The sequence below is a fragment of the Paraburkholderia sp. JHI2823 genome (genome assembly GCF_038900695.1).
In the GTDB taxonomy this organism is placed as follows: Bacteria; Pseudomonadota; Gammaproteobacteria; order Burkholderiales; family Burkholderiaceae; genus Paraburkholderia; species Paraburkholderia mimosarum.
The window spans coordinates 1-24,902 of record NZ_JAYMRY010000007.1; the positions used below are offsets into that span (position 1 = coordinate 1).

Below are 24,902 nucleotides of genomic sequence, written 5' to 3' on the forward strand. Positions count from 1 at the left end.
AAGTCGGCCTCACAGCGCTTTAAAAAGGTTGATTCGCGTTGAAATTGCACAATGCGAAAGATTTAGCGGCAGTGGGCGCGTAAATCGTGGAAGGCCGCTGCCCGTCGAGGGGTATTTCCGCAACCTGCTAGGGCTGCACCCATAATCCGTCAATCACTTCATTCTGGCCTTGTGCCAATTTCCAACTTTTCTGTCAAATATCGTCAATATCTGAGTTATTGTATTTTTTGAGATTGAAATACGCGGTAAGGCAGTGGCGCACCGTGAGCGCGAGCGGCCCGCACGTGGGGAAGTCCGGCAGTGTTGAAAGCAGTCAAATCATCGCCCGCGCCGTGGCTCGTGCCCATCCCGGCACAAGTCGCATGGGGTTGCGATTTTCATGACCTGGCATGCCCCCGGTTCCTGCGCGGTCAGGCCTGGACAATGCCCTCTCCTTGCCGCTACGTCACTTTCACAAAAAAATGTGGGCCTGAAATCCGTTCTGGGAATTTCCTGACATCACGATAGGTAGCAACCAACTGAAAATATCGTCGCCGGTTGAGACCTTCGACGTCGCGACATCATTCCCGAAAATCATCTACCGCCCGACTAACGGTGTGTGAACAATGAGTAACGTGATTGAATCCCTGCGATTGTTTTTACAGCCCTTTTTCCGGCCGATGCCGATGACGCGTATCAATGCATCACGCCTTCGCTTACGCGTTACATGGCGTGGGAGCCGCCGGCAAGCCCAGACGAATTCGCCACAGTCTGGCGAGCGTGGATAAAGTCATACGCCGACAACACAGAACTGGTCTTTACGGTGAGAGAGAAGCACACCAGCCGCTTCCTGGGGCTGGTGGGGCTGCACCACTTGCAAACATCGGCGCCAGAAATCGGGATATGGATTCGTGAGGAGTGCCACGGAAACGGATTCGGACGAGAGGCTGTAACCTGCCTTTACGTATGGGCAAGTGCGAATTTCGATCGTGCGAGCTTCATCTATCCAGTCGCTGAGGATAACTATCCCAGTCGTCGCATCGCCGAATCACTTGGTGGTGTCGTGGCGGGGAGCCGCCCGACACCAAAATATCGGGCTGTTTTGTACCGCATTCGGTGCCATGACCTCGGCGTCCGGAACGACACGCCCACCCAGAGCACTCATTAAGCAGCAGCAACAAACCTTGTTAGCGTACGAAAAAATGCCTTTCTCGAGGGCAGCCCGAACTAACCAGGTGAATCACCGCCCGGAGCCGCGTCTGGCCGCGCAGCCTCATCGGAATCGCTATACATGCGGAAAAATCCGCTATGAAGCGTAATCGCCTCGTACCGCGTCGCCTCGATCAGGCGGGCAGCCGCCCTTTCGATTGCGGGCCTATGCGCCAGAAAGGCGCCGCGTAGATCCGCTTCGCGCAGCGAGGCCGCGCCGAAATGATCTTCGAGCGCCTCGGCCGTGATGGCGCATTCGACACTCAGGTCGCCTGCCGTGGCGGGAAAGGTCAGCGTGAGGCGGTTGGCGTCATACTGCGGCGGCCGGTCGGGAAAGATGATGTTCATGCTGATGAGCCCCCTGGCATGAGCGTGGGTGAGCGAGCTAGATCGTGATGTAGCCCTGGAAGGACCAGGGCAGCGCCATCTGCGAGTCAACCGCCGCGGCGCCGCGCGCGATACAGCTGCCGAAAAAGCCGGGCGCGCCATCGGCCGAAAACACCGGCACGAACGAGAGCGAATCGTTGATCGTGACGAGGAAGTCGGGGTTGTAGCTCGACGGCGCGACAATCTTCACCGACTCGAAGAAGGCTGCGCCCTCCGCATTGCGCGCCCATTCGGCGGCTTGTGTCGGCGTGGGCGCGCGCATCTCGTAGCACGCAGGCAACTCGATGCTCTGCTCGCCGTGGGAAATCTGCGCGGCCGGCCGGAAGACCATTGTCGCTCCCGGATAGGGCAGGCAGCGCGGCGACTGCGGCACCGGACCTTCGGGCCCGAGCCGCAGCGGCGGCCACGCCGCGAGCGAAAGGCACAACAAGGGCGTGCGTTGAGCAAAGTAATCAGCGAGCCAGTTCATCTCTCTCTCCTTGCGGCGGACTGCCTGATGGGTCAGTCCTCTCCATACCAGTTGCGAATTGCGCTCCAGATTTCCCCGGCCGATTCGCAGTAGCGAAAGAGCGCGAGATCGTCCGGGTCGATCATGCCGGCCTCGGCCATGGCGTCGAAGTCGATCACACTGCGCCACCACGTCTCGCCGGCGAGCAGCACAGGGATCGGTGCGATCTTGCCCGTCTGCAAAAGCGTCAGGACTTCGAACAGTTCGTCGCAGGTTCCGTAACCGCCGGGAAAAAACACGGCCGCCTTCGCGCGCTCCAGCAAATGGAGCTTGCGAATGGCGAAGTAATGAAAGCGAAAACACAGTTCCGGCGTCAGATACGCATTGGGAAACTGTTCGCGTGGCAAGCTGATGTTCATCCCCACCGTGGGCGCTTCTACATCGAACGCTCCACGGTTGGCAGCTTCCATGATGCCGGGGCCGCCGCCCGTCACGACCGTGAGCTTCGGAAGCTTGCTCGTGCCCGGCGCGCGGCCGATCAGCGAGCCGAGTTCGCGCGCGACGTCGTAGTAGACGCTGCGGCGCAGTAGCGCTTGCGCCACGCGCAGTTCGCGCTGCGGATCGGCGCCTGCATCGGCCAGGGCGAGGCGCCGCGCGGCGGCGAGCCGCTTGCGCGCTCGCGCCGGGCTCGTGACGCGCGTGCTTCCATAAACGACCACGGTATGGGCAATGCCGGATCGCTGCAGGCGTTCTTCGGTTTTCCAGTAGTCGAGTTGCAGCCGCACGCCGCACATCTCCGGTCGCCGCAAAAACTCGGCGTCCTCGTCGGCCTGGACGTAGCTCTGGCTCTCGATCAGCTGGCGCACGCGCGGCGCCAGCCGCACCGCATCCTCGCCTGCCCGCTGCCGTTCGCGTGGCCCCTGACGCGCCACGCGCGCCTCGGAACGGTCAAGGCGCACGACGGTGGAAAGACCCCGGTTGCCCATGGCGCCTCACATCTCGATGATGACTTTCAGCGCCTGCGTGCTCGCCGCGTGCGAAAACGTCTCGTAGGCCTTGAGCACGTCTTCGAACGCGAAACGATGCGTGATCAGGCGGCTCGGGTCGATGCGCCCCGAGCACACGGTCTTGAGCAGCATGGGCGTGCTGACCGTGTCGACGAGACGCGTCGTGATCGTCACGTTGCGGTCCCAGAGCTTGTCGAGGAACAGCGAAGCCGGCACGCCATGCACGCCGACGTTCGCAATCACACCGCCAGGCGCGACCAGTCGCTCGCAAAGCTCGAACGTCGCGGGCACGCCGACCGCTTCGATGGCGCAGTCCACGCCCACGCCGTCGGTAAGCTTCATCACGGCTTCGACGGCGTCGCTCGCGCGCGGGTCGACGCACGCGGTCGCGCCGAATCGCTTCGCGCATTCCAGACGGTTCGCGTCCATGTCGATCATGATGATCTGCGCAGGCGAATAGAACTGCGCAGTCAGGAGCGCGGCCAGCCCGATCGGGCCCGAGCCGACGATGGCGACCGTGCTGCCCGGCTCGACCTTGCCGTTGAGCACGCCGCATTCGAAGCCCGTTGGCAGGATGTCCGAGAGCATCACGAGCGCCGCTTCGTCGAGGCCGGCGGGAATCCGGTAGAGGCTCGTCTGCGCGTGCGGCGTGCGCACGTACTCGGCCTGGGTGCCGTCGATGCGGTTGCCGAGAATCCAGCCGCCCGTCTTGCAGTGCGAGTACATGCCGCGCCGGCAGTATTCGCACTGCCCGCAGCTCGAAATGCATGAGACGAGCACGTGATCGCCGGCCTTCAGCGTCGACACGCCGCTGCCGACTTCATGAACCACGCCTACGCCTTCGTGGCCGAGGATGCGGCCCGGCTCGCAACTCGGCACGTCGCCCTTGAGAATGTGGAGATCGGTGCCGCAGATCGTCGTTTTGGAGATCTTGACGATCGCGTCGCCGGGGCCCTGCAAGGTGGGCATCGGCCGCGTTTCGACGGCGAACTTGCCCGGGCCGTTGTAGACCAGTGCTTTCATGTTCCCTCCAGGAATGTTCGGAGCCGCGCCTGGGGGCGCGGCCGTGACGGTGCAACGCTTCGCTCATCATGCGCGGTGGTCGGGCCGCACATTTGACATCGATCAATCGCTTGCCAGGCTGGGGGAATCAATCGCCAAATGTGCGCGTGTGGTCGTCGTAAGTGAACAACCCGGCGTACCGGCCCCAGTCGATCGCGGTCCGCAGCGTCGTTTCGGCGTCGGCGCGATGCAGGTGGTCCTCCAGTTCGAGCTCGAAGCGCGCACGCGGCGCTCGGTGCCCTTCCCGTTCGTCCAGGACCTCGCGGATGTGCGCGATGAGCGGCACGAACTGCACCACGTGTTCGCGAAAGAGCTGCTTGCGTTCGCTGTCTCCGGCGTGCACGAACATGCGACCGGCCGCCGTGAGCTTGATCGTGCGCTCCTGCAACTCCGCGAACGCCAGCAGATGCAGTGCGGCGGCCACGGGAAAGAGCTCGTCGGGTTTGAGCATCAGCGCGGCGGCCATCTGCGCCAGTTCTGCGTGGCCCTCGTGTGCGGCCGCCGCGAGCGCGTCGATGAAGCCCACGAGGCGATGGCTCGATACGGCGGGCAGGCGCAGGGCAAACGCACCGCGTACCGTGCCGGAGCCGTTGCCGGATTCGGCGAGGCGCGCGGTCAGGATGCCGTACAGCGTGTCGACGATCGCGCGAAACGCCGGATCGAGCCGGTTGCGCGGGCGCGGCAGCGGCACGTTCAGCGTCGCCACGATATGTCCAGGATGGCCGCCCAGCACGTGGATGCGGTCGCACATCAGCACCGCTTCCTCGATGTTGTGCGTGACCATGAGCACCGCCTCGATCGGCGTTTGCCGCTGCGTCCAGAGGTCGAGAAAGTCGCTGCGCAGCGTTTCGGCGGTCAGCACGTCGAGCGCCGAAAACGGCTCGTCCATGAGCAGCAGTTTCGGCTCGCTCACGAGCGCCCGCGCAAAGCCCACGCGCTGGCGCATGCCGCCGGAGAGTTCGCGAGGAAACGCGGATTCGAAGCCTTCGAGCCCGATCATCTCGATCGCGGCCATCGCGCGCTCGCGCACCACGCCGGGTTCGAGCCCCGAGGCATCGAGTCCCAGCTCGACGTTGGCGAGCACCGTGAGCCACGGGTACAGCGCAAACGTCTGGAACACCACGGCGATGCCCTCGGCGGGGCCTGCAAGCGGCGCGCTCCGGTACCGCACCCGGCCCGCCGCGGGGCGCGCGAGGCCGGCGGCCACGCGCAGGAGCGTAGACTTGCCCGACCCCGAGCGCCCGAGCAGGCCGAGGATTTCGCCCTCGCGCAGCGTCACGTCGATGTCGACGAGGACCGGCAACGGTTCGCCAGACGGACGGGTGAACGACATGCCTACGCGTTCGAGTTCCAGCACCGGCGCAGCGACGCCAGCTTCGGGCGCGCGGTCGAGTGTCATCGGGGGGCTGTCGGGAACTGACATTGAGGTGGCTTCCATGACGACAGGTTCAGGCGAGCCGCGTGCGGCGTTCCGCGAATACGTAGAGGGGCCGCCATATCAACCGGTTGGCGGCCACGACCATGAGCGACATGACGGCAATGCCGAGGGCGATGTGCGGGTAGTCTCCCCGTGCCGTCATCTGCGCGATATACGCGCCTAGGCCGCCGGCGCTCAGCGTGGTCGTGCCCCAACTGACGGTTTCGGCAACGATGCTCGCGTTCCAGGCGCCGCCGCTCGCCGTGATCGCGCCCGTCACGTAATACGGGAAGATGCCGGGCAGCAGCACCTGCAGCCAGCGCGCACGCCGCCCCAGCCGCAGGCTCGTGGCTGCCTCGCGCAGATCGGTAGGCAACGCCGTGGCGCCGGCTATCACGTTGAAGAGGATGTACCACTGGGTGCCGAGGATCATCAGCGGGCTCAGCCAGATCGCCGGAGCGAGCCCGAAGCGCACGATGCAGAACGCGACGACGGGAAACAGCAGATTGGCGGGAAAGGCCGCCAGGAATTGCGCGGCGGGCTGAACCCAGGCGGCCAGCCGCGGACGCAGGCCCACCGCCACGCCGACCGGCACCCAGACCACGGAGGCGAGCGCGATCAGCACCGCGACCCGCAGCAAGGTGAGCAAGCCGTTGCGCGCCGCCTCGGCCACGTCGGCCCAGGCGAGGGCCGGCGCGGCGAAGCGCAGCACGGCCACGGCCGCGGCGCCGACGCTTGCTGCGCACAACGCGAACCACAGCGCGTCGCCCGCGCGACGCGAGAATGGGTGGCTTGCCCATTCGAAACCGTGCCAATGCGCGCCGGGCGACAAACGCAGACGTGCGGCGCGTTGCAGCGCCGTACCGGCCGGACGGCACGCGTACTGAATCCACGGCGAACGATGAAGGAGGTCCAGCAGCCAGCTGCGCGCGATGGCCTGAGCCGCGACATCGCCATAGCGAAACCGGTCGGCCCATGCCACCAGCGGACGAAACAGCAGCTGGTCGTACAGCACGATTGCGAGGCTCATGGCGAGGATCGCCCAGCCCACTGCCGCGAGATCGCGCCGCATGATCGCCAGCGCCACCCACGACCCCACGCCGGGCAGCGCCACCTGCACGTTGCCCACCGAGATGGCCTCCGAGGCCACCACGAAAAACCACCCTCCCGACATCGACATCATCGCGTTCCAGATGAGCCCCGGCATCGCGAACGGCACTTCGAGCCGCCAGAAACGCTGCCAGCCCGAGAGCCGAAAACTGCGGCTCGCCTCGTCCAGATCCGAAGGCACGGTGCGCAGTGCCTGGTAGAAGCTGAACGCCATGTTCCACGCCTGGCTCGTGAAGATCGCGAAGATCGAGGCCAGTTCGGCGCCGAGCACGTTGCCCGGGAAGAGCGACATGAAGAACACCACCGTGAACGACAGGTAGCCCAGTATCGGCACCGACTGCAGCACGTCGAGCAGCGGAATCAGGATGCGCTCCGCCCGGCGGCTTCTCGCCGCGAGCGTCGCATAGGTGAAGGTGAAGACGAACGAGGCGGCGAGCGCGATCAGCATGCGCAGCACGGTGCGCAGCGTGTAGCCGGGCAGCGCCGCGGGCGAGAGCGAGATGGCCGGACCGTGGCCGCCCGCCAGCGGGCCCGTCATCTGGCGCGCGCCCTCGCCCAGCAGGACGATCGTGCCCGCTACCAGGACGACGGCCGCCACGTCGCGCCACCCAGGCATTCGCGGATACCACCGCAGCCCTCTCAATACTTCGGCATGGTGTTCCACGACGCTCCCCTGCTCACCCGGCGGCGCTCGACTTCGATTCGCGCGAGCCGTGACACGTCGCGCGCGCTCATGTTTCGAGCACGTATTCGCCAGGCGCCGGCCCGAGCCCGAGCCCGGGCTCCGGCGTGCGCGCGCTCACCTCGCCCGTCGAGCGCTCGCGCAGCCACTCGCACCAGCAGATCCACCACGAGCCATCGATCGCAGGCGTCTCGCTCACGTACTCGTGGCGGCTGCGGTAGGGCGCGTCGGGCTCGCGCGTCGCGCATCGAAAGTAGCGCCCCGCGTGGCCGGGCTCGGAGACGATGCCGGCGTTGTGCCCGCCCGCCGTGAGCACGAACGTGAGCGCGTTGTGCGTGAGCAGATGCAGCTTGTAGACCGAGCGCCACGGCGAAACGTGATCGCGCTCGGTCCCGACGACGAACATCGGCGCCTCGATGTCGGAGAGCGCGACGGGCCGCCCGTCCACGCAATAGCGGCCCGCCGCGAGATCGTTGTCGAGAAAGAGCTGTGTCAGATACTCGGTGTGCATGCGGTATGGCATGCGCGTCGTGTCGGCGTTCCACGACATCAGGTCGTTCGGCTTCGTGCGCCGGCCGAGCAGATACTCGCTCATCATGCGGGACCAGATCAGGTCGCGCGCGTTGAGCAACTGGAACGCCGCCGACATCTGCGCGCCGTCCAGGTAGCCCTGGCGCCACATCAGCGCATCGAGCGCGGCGAGTTCGCTTGCGTCGATGAACAAACCCAGTTCGCCGGGTTCGCTGAAATCGGTGAGCGCAGCGAGCAACGTGACGGAGCGCAGCACGTCGTGGCGCCCGTCTCGTGCCAGCGCCGCTGCGGCGATTGCGAGCAGCGTTCCGCCGAGGCAGTAGCCGGTCGCGTGGACTGGCTCGCCGCACCGCGCACGAACCGCTTCGAGCGCGGCAAGGAAGCCGTCGCGCAGGTAGTCGTCGAGGCCGAGATCGCGCGCTTCGGCGCCGGGGTTGCGCCACGATATCGCGAACACCGTGTAGCCCTGTTCGACCAGAAAGCGGATCAGCGAGTCGCGCGGCTGCAGGTCGAGGATGTAGTACTTCATGATCCACGACGGCACGATCAGGATCGGTTCGCGCTCGACAACAGGCGTCATCGGTGTGTACTGCAGCAGTTCGCACAGCGCGTTGCGCCAGACGACGCGGCCCGGTGTCACCGCGACGTCGCGCCCAGGAAGCCAGGGCTGCGCCATGCGCGCACGGGTGCCCCGCACGGTGTCGCCCAGGGCGTTCGCATCGTCGAGCCAGTTGCGCAGGCCATGAACGAGATTGGCGCCGCCGCTGCGCAACGTCGCCTCCAGCACCTCCGGATTGGTGGCGATGAAGTTGCCGGGCGAGCAGGCGTCGAGCCACTGGCGCGCCGCGAATCCAACCAGTTCCTCGTGGTGCCGCTCGACGCCCGGCACGCCGCGCGTCGCTTCGCGCCACCAGTGCTGGACCGCCAGAAACGCGTCGCGGTAGACACAAAAGGGCCAGTTGGACCAGGCGTGGGCCACGAAACGGGGATCCGCATGCCCGGCGTAGACCGTCAGGCCAGCTTCGTCCGCATCGTCGGCGACGCGGGACGACGGGCCCGGGAGCGCGCTCGCCGCGAGCCACCCGTGCGTCGCGAGATCGAAGCATTTTCCGGGCGAGATCGCGAGGTGCCCGCTCCAGTCGAGCGCGGCCAGCGCGAGCGCGAGCGGCGAAAGACCGAATGTCGCCGCCGCGAGCGTCGCATGGGCCGCCCGGTTCCATTGATCGGCGGGCGTATCGTCGGGCCGCCCGCACGGTACGGCACGCGCGCGCGCCGCGCGAAGCGCGCGGCTCGCATGCAAAGGTTCAGCATCGCTCACGGCGGAATCGGTCATGATGGGCGCGCTCCGTTCGCCGTCGGTGCGCGGGATGGCCCGGCGGCGTCAACCGCATTAATGTGCGTTCGCAGCAAGGTCCTTCGATTGATCTGAATCAAGCATGCGGAGGAGCGCCCGTCTGGACGATGCGTGCGCGATCAGCGGGCGCCGATTTGCCGGGCGGCGTTGTCCCGGAACCGCCGTGCCGGGGCGCGAGCGCGTCGCGCAGCGCTTCGAGGTCGCGATGCAGCGAGCCGATTTCCGCATGCAGCGCCTTGATATCCCGATGCATCTCGCGTCTGAGCCGCCGCTCTTCCTTGCCGATGAACCAGGTGGCGATGCCGGCAAAGGCCAGCGAAAGCATGCCGTAGCCGAGCAGCACGACGAAGACGGCAAAAACCCGCGAGGCGGGCGTCGTGGGCGCCATGTCGCCATAGCCGACCGTGGCGCTGCTTTCGAACGCGAGCCACAGCCCCTCGGCGTAGCTGTGCACGCGAGGCTCCAGCGCGTAGAACCCCGCGCCGCCAAGCAGCAGAACGATCGCGCCCGCGACCGGCAGCAACGCGAGGCGGTTCGGCTCGACATACGCATGCAGGGCAACGACGATACGCACCGCGATCATCGCCATGAAGGCGAGTCTGAGCACCCATTCGAGCGAGGACCAGGGATTCGCCCCGCCGATCACGCTCGCAAGCGCGCCACAGGCGATCGCCACATCGAAAGCGTTGCGGTCCAGATACCGCGCAGGTTTGCGGCACGACCACGCGGTGCGCGCGAGCGCGCCCGCGCACGCCAGCGCCATGCCGCCGTAGAGTGCGCGCGCGGTCAGGAGCATGGCGCCAGACGTCGCAAGCAGTTCGAGGTAGAACGCCGGAATCGCGATCAGGCAACCCGCGAGCAAAAGCCAGCGGGCATGCGACCACGCGTGCAACGCCGCTGCGCCATCGTGCGAATCGACGCCGCCGAGTCCTGCCTTGTGCCAGCTGATACTCATTTGCCGTATCCGTCGTTATGCAAGACGCGCAGCGAGCCGGTCAGAACCGCTCCTCGATGAAGCGAAACGGATAATCCGGCTCGACATACCCGCGCGCCTTATCGCGTTCGGGCAGCTTCACTGTCGCGCGCGGCACGCGTTTGTAGGGGATCCTGCTCAACATGTCGCTGATGATGTTGAGCCTCGCGCGCTTCTTGTTGTTCGAGTTCACGACGTGCCAAGGCGCGAAATCGGTGTCGGTTGCGACGAACATGTCGTCGCGCGCTTTCGAGTACTCGTACCAGCGGCTATACGATTTCAGATCCATCGGCGACAGCTTCCAGACCTTGCGCTCGTCATGAATGCGCGCTTCGAGACGCCGCGTCTGCTCCTCCTGGCTCACTTCGAGCCAATACTTCAGCAGGATCACGCCTGAGTCGATGATCGCCTTCTCGACGAGCGGCACGTCCTTCAGGAACGTTTTGACCTGCTCCTCGGAGCAAAATCCCATGACCCGTTCCACGCCCGCGCGGTTGTACCAGCTGCGGTCGAAGATCACCACTTCGCCCGCGGCCGGCAGATGCGGCAGATAGCGCTGCACGTACATCTGGGACTTCTCCCGCTCGGTGGGCGCCGGCAGCGCGATCACCCGGAAGATGCGCGGGCTGACACGTTCGGTGATCGCCTTGATCGCCCCGCCCTTGCCCGCGCCGTCGCGCCCCTCGAAAACGATGCAGATCTTCGCGCCCGTGTGCACCACCCATTGTTGAAGCGCCACGAGTTCCGCGTGCAGTCGCGCGAGTTCTTTCAGGTACTCCTTGTTGCCCATCGTGGCGCGCTCGTCGCTTTGCGGGCTCTCGGTACGTTTCACTTTTTTCGAATCGCTCATGACCCCTCCTCTGACAAAGGTAACGTTTCGAACCGGCCATCAACGCAACAGCCAGGTGAGCAGCAGCACATACAAGGCAGCCACGCCGAGCTGACAAAGCGTGATGGGCAACCCGTAGCGCATGAAACGGCCGAACGTGATCGGCGCACCCTCGCGCGCGCTGGCTCCGGCCGCGACGATATTCGCCGACGCGCCGATCAGCGTAGCATTCCCGCCCAATGTCGCGCCGAACATCATCGCAATGAAGACCGGCAACACGTTCGCCGGCCATTGCGTGAACTGCGCCGAGAGCGCCGCTTCCGGCACCACCTGCGCGACCACGAGATAGCTCTTGATCATGACGATGGACGCCGCGGCGACGGGCACATTGGCCAGCATGCTCGAAAGCAGGCCGATGCCCGCGATCAATGCGAGCGCCACCGGCGTGAGCTGCGCGCCGAACACGTCGTACAGGCGCAGCGCCATGATCTGCAGGAGCCCGGTCTTCACGACGGCCTGAACGAGGCAGAAGATGCTGGCGAGGAAGATCAGCGTTTTCCAGTCGATGTCGCGCAGCACGTCGTCGGTGGGTTCGACGTGCGCCGCGTAGCCCACCAGCAGCGCGAGCGCGCCCCCAACTAGCGCGACCGCCGGGGGCACGATGCGCGTGGGCAGATCCTCGCCGAAGATGAACAGCAGGACCATCGCCACCAGAATGGCGAGCGAGCAGCCGGCATACAGGGGCCGTTCGATCCGTGTCTGCGCCAGGTGTTCGGGCAAGGTGCGGCGCGCGTGCCACAACGGGCCCATCAGGCGCGGCAGCAGCGGAATGATCACGAGGATCGCCAGCACCCCCGCGGCGCTCACGCGCTGCAGATAGCCGCCGAACGTCATGCCGATGGCGCTGCCGACGAGAAACGTCGCCGGGTCGCCGACCAGCGTGAGCAGGCCCGCCGAATTGCTCACGATCGCCGTCAGGATGAGCGGCTCGGCGGGCTCGAAATCCAGCGCCCGCGCGACGCGAATGATGACCGGCGCCAGCAGGACCACCGTGGTGGCATTCGGCAGGAACGCGCAGAGCGGCACCACCACGGCCATCAGCACGAGCAGGAAGCGCTTGCCGCTGCCAGCCGTCGCGCGCAGATAAAAGTCGCCAAGCAAATCGAAAAGCCCCGTGGTCCTGAGCACGCGCGCGACGATCATGCCGCCGAACAGCAGGCTCAGTGGCCCCGCGGAGGTGCCGAACGCGCTTGCGATATCGCCGCTATCGAGGATACCGGGGACGATGAGCACGCAAACGCCGGTCAGCGCCGCCACTGCCATGTCGATCACGTTGAATGCGATGGCGAGAATCACCGCGGAAAATACGACGAGCACAACCGTGGTTTGCAACGTGCCCATCTGTTTCGTTCTCCTTGGTGGTTTGCGAACGTGTTGCGCGCCTGTGCCCCGGCTAGCGGGTGGGCGGTGCGTACATCAGGCCGCCCTGCGTCCAGAGCCGGTTGCGCCCACGCCCGATGTCGAATGGGCTATGCGAGCCCAGGTTGCGCTCGAATATCTCCCCATAGTTGCCCACGGCCGCAACGGCGCGCAGCATCCACCCCGGCGCGACGCCCAGCGAGCGATCGACCTCCGTATCCGGCATCAGCGCGGTGCGCACGGCGGCCTCGCGCTCGCGCTGCGAGAGGTTCTCGCGCGTGAGCCCGAGTTGCTCCGCGCTCACGAGCGCGACGAGCACCCAGCGCACGAGCGCGAGCCATGCTGCGTCGCCCTCCCGCACGGCGGGCCCGAGCGGCTCCTCGGCGATATCCCACGCCAGGATCGTCCAGCCCTGCGCCCCGCCCGGCGCGCTAGAACGCGCCACGGCCAGTTGCGACGCGTCGCTCGTCCACGCCCGGCAGCGTCCGGAGAAGAACGCGGCGCGGACATCGGCCGCGGACGCGAGCACCAACGGCTGCAGTTCGAGCTGATTCGCGGCCGCCCACCGCCGCAGGTGACCCGCGCTGGAGGTGCCCTCCTGCACGCAGACGCTGGCGCCCTTCAGATCGGTTGCGCTCGCAACAGGGTCCGAGGCGCGCACCATCAAGGCCTGCGCGTCGTAGTACAGGATGCCCGCGAACTGCAGTCCCAGCGCGCTCTCCCGCTCCAGGGTCCAGCTCGCGTGCGCGGACAGCATGTCGACGACGCCTTCGGCCAGCGCGGGGATGCGCTGGGTCGGACGTAGCGGCACGAAGGCGACATGATCGGGACTCCCGAGCACGGCGGCTGCCACCGCACGGCAAAAATCGGCGTCGAGGCCCGCCCATGCGCCGGCTGCGTTGCGCGCCGCGAATCCGGGGACGTTCTCGCCCACGCCGCAGCGCAAAACGCCGCGCGCCTTGATCTGGGCGACGGTCGCACCGTCCGCCGCGCGCGCCCCGGCGGCTGCGCCGAGCAGGAGCATGCCTGCGAAAGCGATTCTGGCAAACCAGTTGCGGTTGATGCGGTGCATCGTTTCCCCTCTTTCAATCCTCCGCCACCGCCTGAATCCGCCCTTCGCGGATCGCCCGGATGAACTCGCGATAATCCTGCCGGTTCTGCGAGCTGTATTCCGAAGCGAATTCGGTGATGGCGTCATCGAAGGTTCCGCCCGAGCCCATGTATCCGGCAATCATCGCAGCGTCGCCCGAACGCGCATGTGCGCGAGCGAGCGCATGCGCGCACATTCGGGCGTATTGGCGGAGCAGTCCCGCATCGAGCGCCTCGATCATGACGGCCATTTTCATGTCGCGAAGCTGCCTGACATAGAAGTCGCGCCCGCTGCTCCCGCGGCTCCAGCCCAGAAATACGTCGCTCGCGGCCTGCATGATGCGCTGGCCCGCGATCACACGCTGGCCGTGATTCGCGTGCAGGCTTTTGCCCGCGTACGGTTCGAGCACGGACGCTCTCGCCTCCTTGACCTGCAGGAACAACGGGTCGTCGTCGGAAGCCATGAAGAGACCGACACCGCACACCGTGCCGACGCTGCCCACGCCCACGACCTTGAGCGCGAGATCGACCAGATGGAAGCGGTCGAAGAGCACGCGCACATGCTCGGCGAGGCTCTCCCGATACGATGCGATCGCTTCGGCATAGCCGGATTCGAGCCCGGGTGCGAGATCGGCGTCGGGATGGAAGATGAGCGGCGGCTCGTCCTTGATGCGCGGCCGGGCGCCTTCCTCGCTAACGAGCTTCGGATACAGATGATCGGGCACCGTCTTGCGGCGCTCCACCTCGATGCGCTGCGCGATGCGCTTGCGGGCGTCCTCGACGATCTCCGGATCGCCCGACCTGTCCTGGTACTTCTGCAGATCGATCCGGTCGTACCAGACGTCGAGCGCACGCATGTAAGCATAGTCGTGCATGCGCTCGCGGTATTCGCGCGCGAGATCGGTCGTGAGACGCACGGTATCGCTGTAGGGCAGTTCGAGATGCTGCGCCGCAATCACGACGCTCGCGGCGAGCCGCTTCAGATCCCACTCGAACGGGGCGGGCAGCGTCTCGTCGAGATCGTTGATGTCGAAGATGACGTTGCGCTCGGGCGTGGCGAACCCGCCGAAGTTCATCAGATGCGCGTCACCGCACGCCTGCACGCGCAATCCGCTCGTGGGTGTCGTCGCGAGATCGGCGGCCATCACCGCGGCCGCGCCTCGATAGAAAGCAAACGGCGAAGCCGCCATGCGCCCGAAGCGTATCGGGATCAGGCGCGGCAAACGGTCCGCGTTGGACGCCTCGAGCACTTCGACGACATCGCGGCGCGCATCCGGCAACTTCCATCCTGCCTGCGATGAACGAGGCACCGAGTCGCGGATGCGTCGTCCCTGGGTCGCCCGCTCGTCGGGCGTGCGGTATGGGGCCGGCGCCGCATTCGCTGCGTGGGCGGCCTTGTGCGAAACAGCTTTGTCCATGATGTCCGCTCCTCTCCTGCCTCAACCCTGCCCGTTCGCGCCCGCGCTTTGCGCCGGAAGCTCGATATGGAATGTCATGCCGCGATCGGCGTTGCGCTCGGCCCAGAGCTTGCCGCCGTGCGCCGTGACGATGGTCCGGCTGATCGAAAGACCGAGGCCCAGTCCATCGGGCTTCGAGGTCACGAACGGCTTGAACAGCGTGGCGAACTGCTCGGCGTCGACACCGGGCCCCTGGTCGTGAATGGCGATGCACACCTTGCCCCGATCCGCCGTGGCCGTCACCTCGATACTCACGCTGCGCTGTGCTTCGTCGCAGTCCTCGACGGCATCGAGGGCATTCGACAGAAGATTGACGAGGACCTGCTGCAGGTGCACGGCATCCCCACGCAGTTGCGGCAGTGAGTGCGCGACGCTTGCGCTCATGGTCGCGCCAACCGCCCGCGTTTCGCGGCGCAGCAGGCGCACGGCTTCACGCACGAGTGCGCCCGCATCGATCGAGCTGCTTTCGGGCGGTTCCCGCAGCACCGATTGACGCATCTTTCGAATGATCGCGTGGGCGCGCACGCTATCGGCGACGACCTCGGCGAGCAGTTCCCGCAGGTCGCCGAGAGCCGGCGGCTCCTGGGCAAGAAAGCGCTGGGCCGCCTGGGCGTTGCTCAGAATCGCCGTGAGCGGCTGATCGACCTCGTGGGCGAGCGCGGCCGCCATCTCGCCGAGTTCCGACGCCCGCTCCCGATGCGAACGCCGCGGCTCGTGCTCCGCCATGGCGGCGTCCGCCGCGCCCGCCGTATCCGGTTCAGCGGCGCGCGCGAGCCGCAGCGTTCCGGGCGCGGACGACGCCGGATGCCTTTCTCGCCCTTCGTTATCCTGACCGCCCAGGTGTAGCTTCATCGCCGTCTCTTCCTTTCGCGTCGGCTGCCCTTTCAACCCGACCCAGGTCCGCTCGCGCGGCCTCTCGCCGGTAGACATTAACGAAGGCAAACCCTCAACGATTGACCTGGATCACAATTCCCCGGAAAGCGATTTATATGCGCGTTTCATGAAACGGCACATCCTGATGATCTGTGCAGTCAGCCAGACGACCTTAACCGGTTGACCTATGTCAATCTACGCTTCGCGGGCGGACTTAGCCTTCACACAGGCTCCACGCGTCCAGTCCGTGACGAGGTTCGTAGCCGCGCATGCGACGGCGTCGCTTCGCGCCGCCAGCCGACGGCAGGCGAGGCACGCACAGGAGATCATCATGACCGACCAACCCAGGAAGATGAACGTCGTGCAACTGACGTTCATCGTCACCGTGAACATGATGGGATCGGGCATCATCATGCTGCCCGCCAACATGGCGCAAGTCGGGGCGATTTCGTTGCTGTCGTGGCTGGTTACGGCGATCGGGTCGCTTGCCATCGCCTATGGCTTCGCGGAAGCGGGGCTGCTCAACCAGCGTGCCGGCGGCATGGCCGCCTATGCGGAAGATGCCTATGGCAAGGACGGCTACTTCCAGGTCTTCTTCCTCTACTTCCTCTCCATCGCCATTGCCAATGTGGCCGTTGCAAGCTCGGCGCTCGGCTATCTCGCCGCCTTCTTCCCGGTGCTGACCGCTTCTCCCATTGCGACCTGCCTTGGGGTGATCGGCCTGCTCTGGCTCACTACGCTCGCAAACTTCGGCGGCCCGAAGATAACAGGCCGCATCGGCTCGGTCACGGTCTGGGGGGTGATCCTGCCCGTCGGCTTCATCTCGGTTGCCGGCTGGTTCTGGTTCCACGGCGACACCTTCGCGGCTGGCTGGAATCCGAAGGGGCTGCGCCTCGTCGAGGGCATGGGTTCGAGCATCTCGCTCACGCTTTGGGCGTTTCTCGGCATGGAATCGGCGGTGCAGAATTCGTCGGCCGTCGAGAACCCCAAGCGCGATGTTCCGTTGGCCTGCATGTTCGGCACCCTCGGCGCGGCGGTCATCTACATTCTCTCCACGGCCGTGATCCAGGGCATCGTGCCCAATGCGGATCTCGCCCGATCGACCGGGCCGTTCGGTCTCGCGTTCAGCAGAATGTTCAGCCCTGCCGTGGGTTCCATCGTCATGGCCCTTGCCGCCATGGCCTGCGTCGGCTCCCTGCTCGGCTGGCAGTTCACGCTCGCGCAAACGGCGAAAGACGCTTCCGATAGCCATCTGTTTCCCGCTGTGTTCGGCAAGGCCAACCGCTGGGGCGCGCCTATTGCGGGCATGGTCATCATGGGCATCGTCCAGTCGATGATGGCCTTGTCCACGATCTCGCCGAACTTGAGCGAGCAGTTCGCGGCGCTCGTCAATCTCGCCGTGGTCACCAATGTGATTCCGTACATCATTTCGCTCTCGGCGCTCTTTGTGATGATGCGCAACGCGGGCGCGCCGTTGGCGAAGTACCGGCTCAACGCGACGGTGACGGTGGTGGCGCTGGCGTACTCGGTCTACGCGATCTACGCTTCGGGCAAGGACGCGGTCATGGGCGGCATGCTGGTCATGGCGATCGGCTACGCCATTTACGGCTTCGCGGCCAATCGCACCGGGTCGCAAGCCACCGCGCCCCGCGCGACCGCTGGTTCGGCCGCCGCGGCGATCGCCATCGCCGTGCTGGGGCTTTGGGCATTCATGCCGCGTCCTGCGCACGCACAGGAGCCAACGACGAGCGCGACGCTGCTGCGTGTCAAACAGACGGGGACCATCCGCATGGGCTATCTCGCCGACGCGCGCCCATATGCCTACAAGGACGCCGCCGGGCAAGTGACCGGCTACACGGTCGCGCTGTGCCAGAAGATCGCGGAACAGATCAGGAACGAAACGGGGCTCGCCACGCTCAAGACTCAATGGGTTCCGCTCGGGCACGGCGGCGAGGTGCCTGCACTGCGCGAAAAGCGCGTCGATCTGGTGTGCGGAGCGCCCGATACGCTCTCGAACAGGCAGGCCATGTCGTTTTCGATTGCTGTCTACCCTGGTGGCATCGGAGCACTGATGCGCACGGACGCGCCTGCCGGGCTACACGAGATCCTTTCGGGCCAGCACCCGTCTCATCCCGTGTGGCGCGCGTCGCCCGCGCAACTGCTGTCCCAGCAGACCGTTTCGGTGATCGCGGATTCGCCGGCGCAGCGCTGGCTCGCCGCCAAGCTCAACGAGTTCGCGATAACGGCGACGGTCGTACCCGTCACTTCGATGCAGGCGGGTTTGCAGAAGGTCATCGACCACCAGTCGAACGTCTTCTTTGCCGACCGTGCGCTCTTGCGGGCCGTGGCGCACGACAGTCCCGCAGCGGCCGACCTGGTCGTTCTCGACCGGCATTTCACGAGGGTTTCCGTGGCGATCGGGATGGCGCGAGGAGACGACGACCTGCGCCTGCTGGCAGACCGCACGCTCAGCCGCCTGTACGGGTCGCCGGAGTTCGCGGCCGTGTACGAAAAGTGGTTCGGAAAACTCGATACGGATTCGAGCACGTTCTTTCGGTGGGCGGCGCTGCCCGAATATTGATTCGGCCATCGAATCAGTTGCGCATGGAGATCGTCGATGAGCTACAAGACCGTGCTGGTCCATCTCGACACGAGCACAGGCGCCCATACGCGGCTCTCGTTTGCGCTGAAGCTCGCCCGGAAATTCGGCGCCCATCTCGACGGCGTGTTCGCCCTGTGCGACCCCCATCCCGTGGGCTTTTACGCCATGACGGCCGCAACGGACCGCTATGCCGCACACCGCGAACTCCTCGCGCAAAAGCGTGCTGCCGCCGAACGACTGTTCCGCGCCGAACTGACGCGTGCGCAGGTGCCTGGCGCGTGGACGGCACCGGACGGCTATCCCGTCACAATGGTCATGCAGCGCAGCCGAACCGCGGACCTGGTGATTCTCGGCCAATCCGGACCAAAAGATCCGGAATCCTATGTAGCAGACAATTTTCTCGAGACAGTTTTGCTCGGTGCGGGCGGTCCTGTTCTCCTGATACCGGAAACCGGGCCTTTCGAGGCAGTCGGCGAGCGCGTACTGGTCGGCTGGAACGAAAGCCGGGAGTCGGCTCGCGCCATTCACGACGCGATACCCTTTATCGCGCGGGCGGCGCGTGTCACTGTCGCCGCCGTCTCCACGCCGTTCAAGCCGGGCCCGACCGAGGCATCGTGCGCGGACGTTGCGGCCATGCTCGAACGACACGCTGCGACCCCAGTGGATGTGGTCCGTTTCGATCGCCCGTTGGCCGGGTCGACGGGCGACGCGCTCCTCAAATTCGCAGCCGACGGCGAATACGACCTGCTCGTCGCAGGCGCTTACGGCCACGCACGGCTTCAGGAGATTGTCCTGAGCGGGGTCACGCGCGCGCTGATTGCTTCGATGACGCTGCCGGTATTGATGTCTCATTGAGCGCCGGCGACGGATGAATTGATGCAGGTCAAGTGCTACGGCGCTCCCCGACGTTCGAATGACATCAAGTGCGAAAAGTCCGAAACCGTGGTGACTCGCGCCTACCGGAGCCCCGATCGTGCGAAACGTCCCCAACGTCCCGAAGGTCATGACCGCCGCGAGCCGTGACCAGACCGCGACCTTCTTTTTTCGCTACCGCGGCGGCCGCCGCCGCAGGCGATACGACGTGCTGATAGCGCTGAATGAATCGGGCAGCGTGTGCCATATCGAGGTCTGCCATGCTCTGCCGGCCGATGCTGATCCGCCGCCGCTTGCAACGGGACACCTGAGTGCCGCGCGGCTGATGCGCGCCGTCGATCTGGTGGGACTCGTAGGGCAGATCGCCTCGCACGACCACGCCAGGACGGAGCCGGGCCGACTCGTGTTCGACGGACACCTCCAGTTGCCATCGCGGCCCGTTGCCGCTCGCGCACGCCGCCCGAGCGGCTTCCCGAACAGGACGATGAGGTCATCATGAAACGTCGCTGGCGATGTGTCTTCGTTCTTGGCGCGGCGGTGCTCTCAATGGGTGCCTGGCCGCTACAGGCCCAATCCGGCGGCGACGCCGCGACGAGCGCCGGGACGGCGCCCCCGTTCTCGGGCAAAACCATCAAGCATGCGAAAGCGGTCGTCATTGCGATCGACACCGGCCGCAACAGCATCACGCTGCTCGAAGACAATGGCGAGCCCTACGACGTGATGGTCGACCGCAGCATCGGCGATGTCGGCAACTTGCGGTTGGGCGACACCGTCTCCGCTACGTTCAGCCGCGCGCTCCTGCTGCGCGCCGACAAGTCCGGTTCGAGCGGCATTCGCGAACGCGTCGACAAAGGCTTCACAAGCGGACCGTCCTTGCGCTCTTCGCTGTCGCTGTACCGGGTCGAGGCAGTGACGACGGTCGTCGCAGTCGATCGGGACAGGCGCCTGCTCACCTTGCGCGGCCCGACGCGCTCGGTGGTATTGCAGGCGTCGTCGGAAAGCCTGCTCGACGGGCTCCATCCTGGCGACAGCGTGCGGGTCGACTACGTCGAGGCGACCGCCGTGCAGATCCTGCGCGACGGCGAACCGTTGCACTGATCGAACGTTCTATCCGTATTCCTGATTAGCGAGATCCATCGTGACTGGAAAAACGCTCGTATTCCACCAGGCAGCGCGCCAGCGCCTTCTCGACGGCGTGAACGCCATCGCCGAAGCCGTCAAGGTCACGCTCGGCCCAGGCGGGCGCAACGTCATCGTCGAACGCAGCGGCGAGACGCCGCTCATCGCGAACTCGGGCGTCGTCGTAGCGGGTTCGGTCGCCGTGCCCGATGCGTTCGAGGAAATGGGCGTGCGCCTCCTGCGCGAAGTCGCCACGCGCACCAGCGAACTCGCGGGCGACGGCACGACGACCGCGACGACGCTCGCGCAGGCCATCATGGTCGAGGGCAACAAGTACGTTGCGGCAGGCTACGACCCGATGGCGCTGCGACGCGCCATCGAGTCCGCCGGCCAGCAAGTCGTCGCGCGGCTGCGCGAACTGGCGCGCCCATGCAGCGGCACGGACGAGGTGCGCCACATCGCCACGATTTCGGCAAGCGGCGACGCGAGCATCGGCGCCGTCGTCGCACAAGCCGTCGAACGCGTTGGCCGGGATGGCGCGATCAGCATCGAAGACGGCTCCAAGCTCGAAGACGAGCTGGAGACCGTGGAAGGCTCGCTGATCGAGCACGGCTTTGCCTCGCCGCTTTTCGTCGGCGACGACGCGCGCGAGGTCGTGCTCGAAGAGCCGCGCATTCTGCTGTGCGACGCGGCCATCAGCTCGATTACGCAAATGCTGCCCTTGCTCGAAGCGCTCAGCGCCACGGGCAAGCCGCTGCTCGTGGTGGCGAACGAGATCGAGGGCGAAGCGCTGGCGACGCTCGTGGTCAACCATCTGCGCGGCACGCTCAAGTCATGCGCCGTGCGCTCGCCCGAGTTCGGCGCGCGGCGCACCGAGACACTGAACGACCTCGCCGCGCTGACCGGCGCAACCGTCATTTCGGCGCAAACCGGCCGCACGCTCGAGCACGCCACGCTCGACGACCTGGGATCCGCGCGCCGTGTCGAGATCGCCCGCGACACCACGACGATCGTCGAGGCACGTGGCGATCGCGCCCGCCTCCAGGAGCGTATTGGCGCGCTTCGCGCGCGCATCGAACAGCTCGCCCCCGGCAATGAACGGGAGGCCCTTTCGCGCCGTCTCACGCGGCTCGCGGGCGGCGTGGCCGTCATTCGCGTCGGTGCAGCCACGGAAACGGCGCTGCACGAGCGCAAGAACCGCTTCGAGGACGCGCTCCATGCCACGCGCGCGGCCGTCGAGGAAGGCATCGTGCCGGGCGGCGGCGTCGCGCTGCTGCGCGCGCGGTCGGTTCTCGAAACGTTCGGCTCCGACGAAACGCAGCGGGCCGGCGCGAAGATCGTCCACGACGCGCTGGCCGCGCCGCTCGGCCAGATTGCCGAAAACGCCGGCGCCGACGCCCAGGTGGTCGTGCACACCGTGAGCGCCGCGCAGGGCGTATGGGGCTATGACGCCGCGCGCGGCACGTTTGGCGACATGATGGCGGCGGGCATCGTGGATCCGCTGAAGGTCACGCGCACGGCATTGCAGAACGCGGTATCCATTGCTTCCCTGCTGCTCACGACCGATTGCATGATCGCCCGGCAAGCCGGTCCTGGCTTCGACCGGCCCGAATGACGCAGGCGACAAACAGGCGACAAACAGGCGACAAACGCAAGTCACCCTGAATCGAGGAATCGACATGAACGACGCATTCGAACGACGCGCCCTGCTGCTTCACCTGGGCCGCACGCTGCAATTGCTGGCCCGCATTCTCGAAACGCACGCGACGGCCGAGACCATCGGGGAACTGATCGAGTTGAATCCGATCCTCGAAAACGAGGTCCTGCTCAGGCACGTTTCGCCTTCCATGAGCGTCGAAGAATTCGTCATGCGCACGCAGCAGGCCTTCTGCGGCTGGCCGCAGGCGTTGCTCGACGAAACGCTCGACCACGACGCCTTCGCCGCATCGGTACGCAACCGTTTGTTCGCGCTCAATGCCCGCGGCTGGCACGCCTATGCCGCGGGCCTGCGCTCCGAGGTCGCCTGGTTCGGCCTCGAATCGCCGCGGGCCAGCCGGCCGCGCGCGCGCCGTCGCAGTGATGATCGCGTCGCCGCGCGTTCGCCCGCGCGCGCGAACGTGGCTGGCGCAGGCGCCGCCGCTGCGTCGCCTCGGGACATCGAGCGCGACCAGGACGACCCGGAGCGGACCTCGGAGAATATCGAAGGCCTCTCGCCGCCGCGCGGCGCCACGCGCTTGAACGAACAGTCGCTGCCTGATTTCGAGTAGGCGCGTACGGCGCGAGGTCCGCTCATACGAATGGCGTTTCGGGGCGCCCCTCTCGCCTGTGCCAGCCCGCCGCGGGTTCGAGCGGCTCGACCGCGCTGGTTTCGTCGAGATGAAAAAGCGCGTCGAACTGCGAGGCGAGTTCGGCTTCGAAATAGTGGCTCTGCCGCTCGGTCCGCGGCAGATACAGCACGCCGATCGCGCGCTCGAGCAGCGGCTCGTCGAGCGTGCGCGAGCTCTCGTCCTGCATCGGCAGGAAGAAGCGATCGAAACCCGTGGTGTGGAACAGATGCTCCCAGCTTCCGTGCAGCGCGGGGCGTACCCATTTCTGCTCGACTTCGCCATCCCACTGCGAAGCCGCCGACACATGCCCGGTATAGGTCGTGAACCCGACCAGCAATGCCCGATGCTGCGCGTTTTCGCGCACGATCTGGCCGAGATTCCACTCGCCGCGACGCCGCGACTCCGTTGCGCGCGCATCGCCGAGATGCGAGTTGTGCGCCCAGACGACCACTTTGCCGCTGCCGCCGCGGCGAACGCGGTAGTCCGCCAGCGCAAAGAGCGTGTTGGCCATATGGGCGTCGCGCAGATTCCACGTGTTCAGCCGGCTGCTGAACATGCCGCGGTAGTAGGCTTCGGCGTTCACCACCACCTGGGCGTTCTGCTGGGCGAAGAACTGCGCATCGAGCGCGTCGGTGCCGTCGCGCGCAAGATAATCGAATTCGTCGGCGCGCAGTTGCAGAAGCTGGCGCACCGCGCCGGCGTGCGCGGCGGGCCGGGCGCCGAGCGCCGCGGCATACCCATAGGCCTGCGGCTCGCGCACATGGTCCAGCGCCGCGTAGCGCTCGCGCGCCATGGCGGCTTCGCCCGGGTCCACGTCCTCGAGATAGTGGATCACCGCGTCGGCAGACCGGTAGAGGCTGTAGAGATCGAGACCATAAACGCCGACGCGCTGCCGCTGCGGCCGGGTCGCATTGATTTCGCGCAGCGCGGCAATGAAATCGCGCACCTCCCGATTGCGCCACATCCACTGGGGGAAGCGCTCGAAGTCATCGAGCGCGGAGGTGGCGTCGTCGGCCCCCTCGCCCTGCACGAAACGGTTGATGCGCCACGCGTCGGGCCAGTCGCCTTCGATGGCGACCGTGTCGAACCCGTGTTCGGTGACGAGGCGCAGCGTGATTTTCGCGCGCATCCGGTAGAACTCGGCGGTGCCGTGGGTCGCCTCGCCGAGCAGAACCAGATCGCGGCCGCGCACCATTTCCAGAAGTGCATCGTAGTCCGTACTATTGCCGTTCAGACGCCGGGCAAGCGAGCGCACGGCAAGGAACGGGGTTTTCGATGGCTGCATGATGAAATCTCTCCATGCGGGTAGTGCATGATGCGCGTTCGCGAGGAAACCCGGCGGGACGCGCAAGCCCGTTAGCGGATCAATGCGCGCCGTCTTCCGGGGAAGCGGGCTGCCTGGCCGCGCCGTCGCCGCTCGTGGCCTTCTGTTGCCACTCATGCGCGGCATTGAGACAGGTTCGCACCTCTTCGTCGCTCGTCTGCGTGAAGTCGGCGTAGAACTGCCCGATACCCATGAACCAGTCCGGCTGCATCACGCAGACGAAGTCGTCCGCGGCCGTGTGAAAGCGCGCTTCGACCCCGGCTGGGCACACGGGCACCGCGACGACGATCTGCTTCGGGTGCCGTGTGCGAAGCGCGTCGAGCGCGGCATGCATCGTCGATCCCGTCGCGAGGCCGTCATCCACGACGATGACGGTTTTGCCCTCCACATCAGCCGGCGGCTGCTGGCCTCGGTAGGCCAGCTCGCGACGACGAAGCTCGACGCGTTCGCGCGCAATGGCCTCCACCACCTGCTCTTCCCTCACATGGAGTGCGCGCAGCACCGAATCGTTGAGGTAGATCGCCTCGCCGGTCGCTATGGCCCCCATCGCGAGCTCCGGGTTGTGCGGCGCACCGAGCTTGCGCACGAGCAGCACGTCAAGCGGACAGCGCAAGGCCCGCGCCACTTCATAGCCGACCGGCACGCCGCCGCGCGGCAGCGCCAGCACTACGACGTCGGTGCGCCCAGCGTAACGATGCAGCGCTGTCGCGAGCTGCATGCCGGCATCCGCGCGATTGCGAAATAGGTCACTCATGATCGATGTCCTGTATGCGATGCCTCGCCAGATCTGACGATGCGGGAAATGCGCGAATGGGCCCTGCCCGCGCGGGC

Annotated in this window: 22 protein-coding genes; 7 read left to right on the forward strand and 15 right to left on the reverse strand. The window is 66.1% G+C overall.

Translation table 11 applies throughout. The features are described 5' to 3' along the window. Positions 1-682: 682 nt before the first annotated feature. Positions 683-1,147 carry a GNAT family N-acetyltransferase gene (locus VSR34_RS10195; protein WP_342962506.1) on the forward strand — a complete coding sequence of 155 codons (465 nt, stop codon included), beginning with the start codon at positions 683-685 and terminating at the stop codon, positions 1,145-1,147. A gap of 59 nt (positions 1,148-1,206) precedes the next feature. Here the strand turns inward: VSR34_RS10195 and VSR34_RS10200 are convergent, their stop codons facing one another. The 13 genes from VSR34_RS10200 to VSR34_RS10260 form a co-directional block, all read right to left on the reverse strand. Next, entirely contained in the window at positions 1,207-1,536 is a 330-nt protein-coding gene (locus VSR34_RS10200) for a DUF1488 domain-containing protein (protein ID WP_342962431.1), read from the reverse strand. Positions 1,537-1,573: 37 nt separating this feature from the next. After that, a complete protein-coding gene (locus VSR34_RS10205; RefSeq protein WP_342962432.1) occupies positions 1,574-2,044 on the reverse strand; it encodes a hypothetical protein in 471 nt (156 codons plus the stop codon). A 32-nt stretch (positions 2,045-2,076) separates the two neighbouring features. After that, on the reverse strand, positions 2,077-3,009 hold the full coding sequence (locus VSR34_RS10210; RefSeq protein ID WP_036044358.1) for an LOG family protein: 933 nt from the start codon (positions 3,007-3,009) through the stop codon (positions 2,077-2,079). A gap of 6 nt (positions 3,010-3,015) precedes the next feature. Further along, positions 3,016-4,053, reverse strand: a complete 1,038-nt coding sequence (locus tag VSR34_RS10215; protein ID WP_028230289.1) for a zinc-dependent alcohol dehydrogenase family protein — start codon at positions 4,051-4,053, stop codon at positions 3,016-3,018. 127 nt (positions 4,054-4,180) lie between these two features. Next, entirely contained in the window at positions 4,181-5,515 is a 1,335-nt protein-coding gene (locus tag VSR34_RS10220) for a nitrate/sulfonate/bicarbonate ABC transporter ATP-binding protein (RefSeq protein WP_342962433.1), read from the reverse strand. Positions 5,516-5,540: 25 nt separating this feature from the next. Further along, the gene (locus VSR34_RS10225) at positions 5,541-7,283 is read right to left on the reverse strand and encodes an ABC transporter permease subunit (RefSeq protein ID WP_342962434.1); all 1,743 of its coding nucleotides are present in this window, start codon (positions 7,281-7,283) and stop codon (positions 5,541-5,543) included. Positions 7,284-7,350: 67 nt separating this feature from the next. Then, positions 7,351-9,165, reverse strand: coding sequence for an alpha/beta fold hydrolase (locus VSR34_RS10230; RefSeq protein WP_342962435.1), 1,815 nt, complete (start codon positions 9,163-9,165; stop codon positions 7,351-7,353). A gap of 97 nt (positions 9,166-9,262) precedes the next feature. Then, positions 9,263-10,141: a potassium channel family protein gene (locus tag VSR34_RS10235; RefSeq protein ID WP_342962436.1), complete on the reverse strand. Its 879-nt coding sequence runs from the start codon at positions 10,139-10,141 to the stop codon at positions 9,263-9,265. Positions 10,142-10,181: 40 nt separating this feature from the next. Beyond that, on the reverse strand, positions 10,182-10,949 hold the full coding sequence (gene ppk2, locus VSR34_RS10240) for a polyphosphate kinase 2 (RefSeq protein WP_342962507.1): 768 nt from the start codon (positions 10,947-10,949) through the stop codon (positions 10,182-10,184). A gap of 99 nt (positions 10,950-11,048) precedes the next feature. Further along, positions 11,049-12,389: an SLC13 family permease gene (locus VSR34_RS10245; protein WP_028213015.1), complete on the reverse strand. Its 1,341-nt coding sequence runs from the start codon at positions 12,387-12,389 to the stop codon at positions 11,049-11,051. 52 nt (positions 12,390-12,441) lie between these two features. Continuing rightward, the gene (locus tag VSR34_RS10250) at positions 12,442-13,479 is read right to left on the reverse strand and encodes a transporter substrate-binding domain-containing protein (protein WP_036019657.1); all 1,038 of its coding nucleotides are present in this window, start codon (positions 13,477-13,479) and stop codon (positions 12,442-12,444) included. A gap of 13 nt (positions 13,480-13,492) precedes the next feature. Beyond that, the gene (locus tag VSR34_RS10255) at positions 13,493-14,914 is read right to left on the reverse strand and encodes a DUF2252 domain-containing protein (protein WP_028213013.1); all 1,422 of its coding nucleotides are present in this window, start codon (positions 14,912-14,914) and stop codon (positions 13,493-13,495) included. 21 nt (positions 14,915-14,935) lie between these two features. Continuing rightward, the gene (locus VSR34_RS10260) at positions 14,936-15,805 is read right to left on the reverse strand and encodes an ATP-binding protein (protein WP_051381321.1); all 870 of its coding nucleotides are present in this window, start codon (positions 15,803-15,805) and stop codon (positions 14,936-14,938) included. A 352-nt stretch (positions 15,806-16,157) separates the two neighbouring features. Between VSR34_RS10260 and potE the strand changes: the two genes are divergently transcribed. The 6 genes from potE to VSR34_RS10290 all read left to right on the forward strand — a co-directional run bounded on the left by potE (position 16,158) and on the right by VSR34_RS10290 (position 22,687). Next, entirely contained in the window at positions 16,158-18,407 is a 2,250-nt protein-coding gene (potE, locus tag VSR34_RS10265; protein WP_342962437.1) for a putrescine-ornithine antiporter, read from the forward strand. A gap of 36 nt (positions 18,408-18,443) precedes the next feature. Continuing rightward, complete coding sequence (locus VSR34_RS10270; protein ID WP_028230283.1) at positions 18,444-19,283, forward strand: universal stress protein; 840 nt, start codon at positions 18,444-18,446, stop codon at positions 19,281-19,283. Between the two features lie 118 nt (positions 19,284-19,401). Next, entirely contained in the window at positions 19,402-19,800 is a 399-nt protein-coding gene (locus tag VSR34_RS10275) for a hypothetical protein (RefSeq protein ID WP_342962438.1), read from the forward strand. Then, a complete protein-coding gene (locus VSR34_RS10280) occupies positions 19,797-20,399 on the forward strand; it encodes a hypothetical protein (RefSeq protein WP_342962439.1) in 603 nt (200 codons plus the stop codon). The genes VSR34_RS10275 and VSR34_RS10280 overlap by 4 nt, the downstream gene beginning before the upstream one ends. Positions 20,400-20,439: 40 nt before the next feature. Beyond that, a complete protein-coding gene (gene groL / locus VSR34_RS10285; RefSeq protein WP_342962440.1) occupies positions 20,440-22,035 on the forward strand; it encodes a chaperonin GroEL in 1,596 nt (531 codons plus the stop codon). 64 nt (positions 22,036-22,099) lie between these two features. Next, positions 22,100-22,687 carry a hypothetical protein gene (locus VSR34_RS10290; protein WP_342962441.1) on the forward strand — a complete coding sequence of 196 codons (588 nt, stop codon included), beginning with the start codon at positions 22,100-22,102 and terminating at the stop codon, positions 22,685-22,687. Between the two features lie 22 nt (positions 22,688-22,709). Here the strand turns inward: VSR34_RS10290 and VSR34_RS10295 are convergent, their stop codons facing one another. After that, a complete protein-coding gene (locus VSR34_RS10295; protein ID WP_342962442.1) occupies positions 22,710-24,032 on the reverse strand; it encodes an erythromycin esterase family protein in 1,323 nt (440 codons plus the stop codon). Between the two features lie 79 nt (positions 24,033-24,111). Further along, positions 24,112-24,825: a phosphoribosyltransferase gene (locus VSR34_RS10300; RefSeq protein WP_036044351.1), complete on the reverse strand. Its 714-nt coding sequence runs from the start codon at positions 24,823-24,825 to the stop codon at positions 24,112-24,114. Positions 24,826-24,902: the final 77 nt, after the last annotated feature.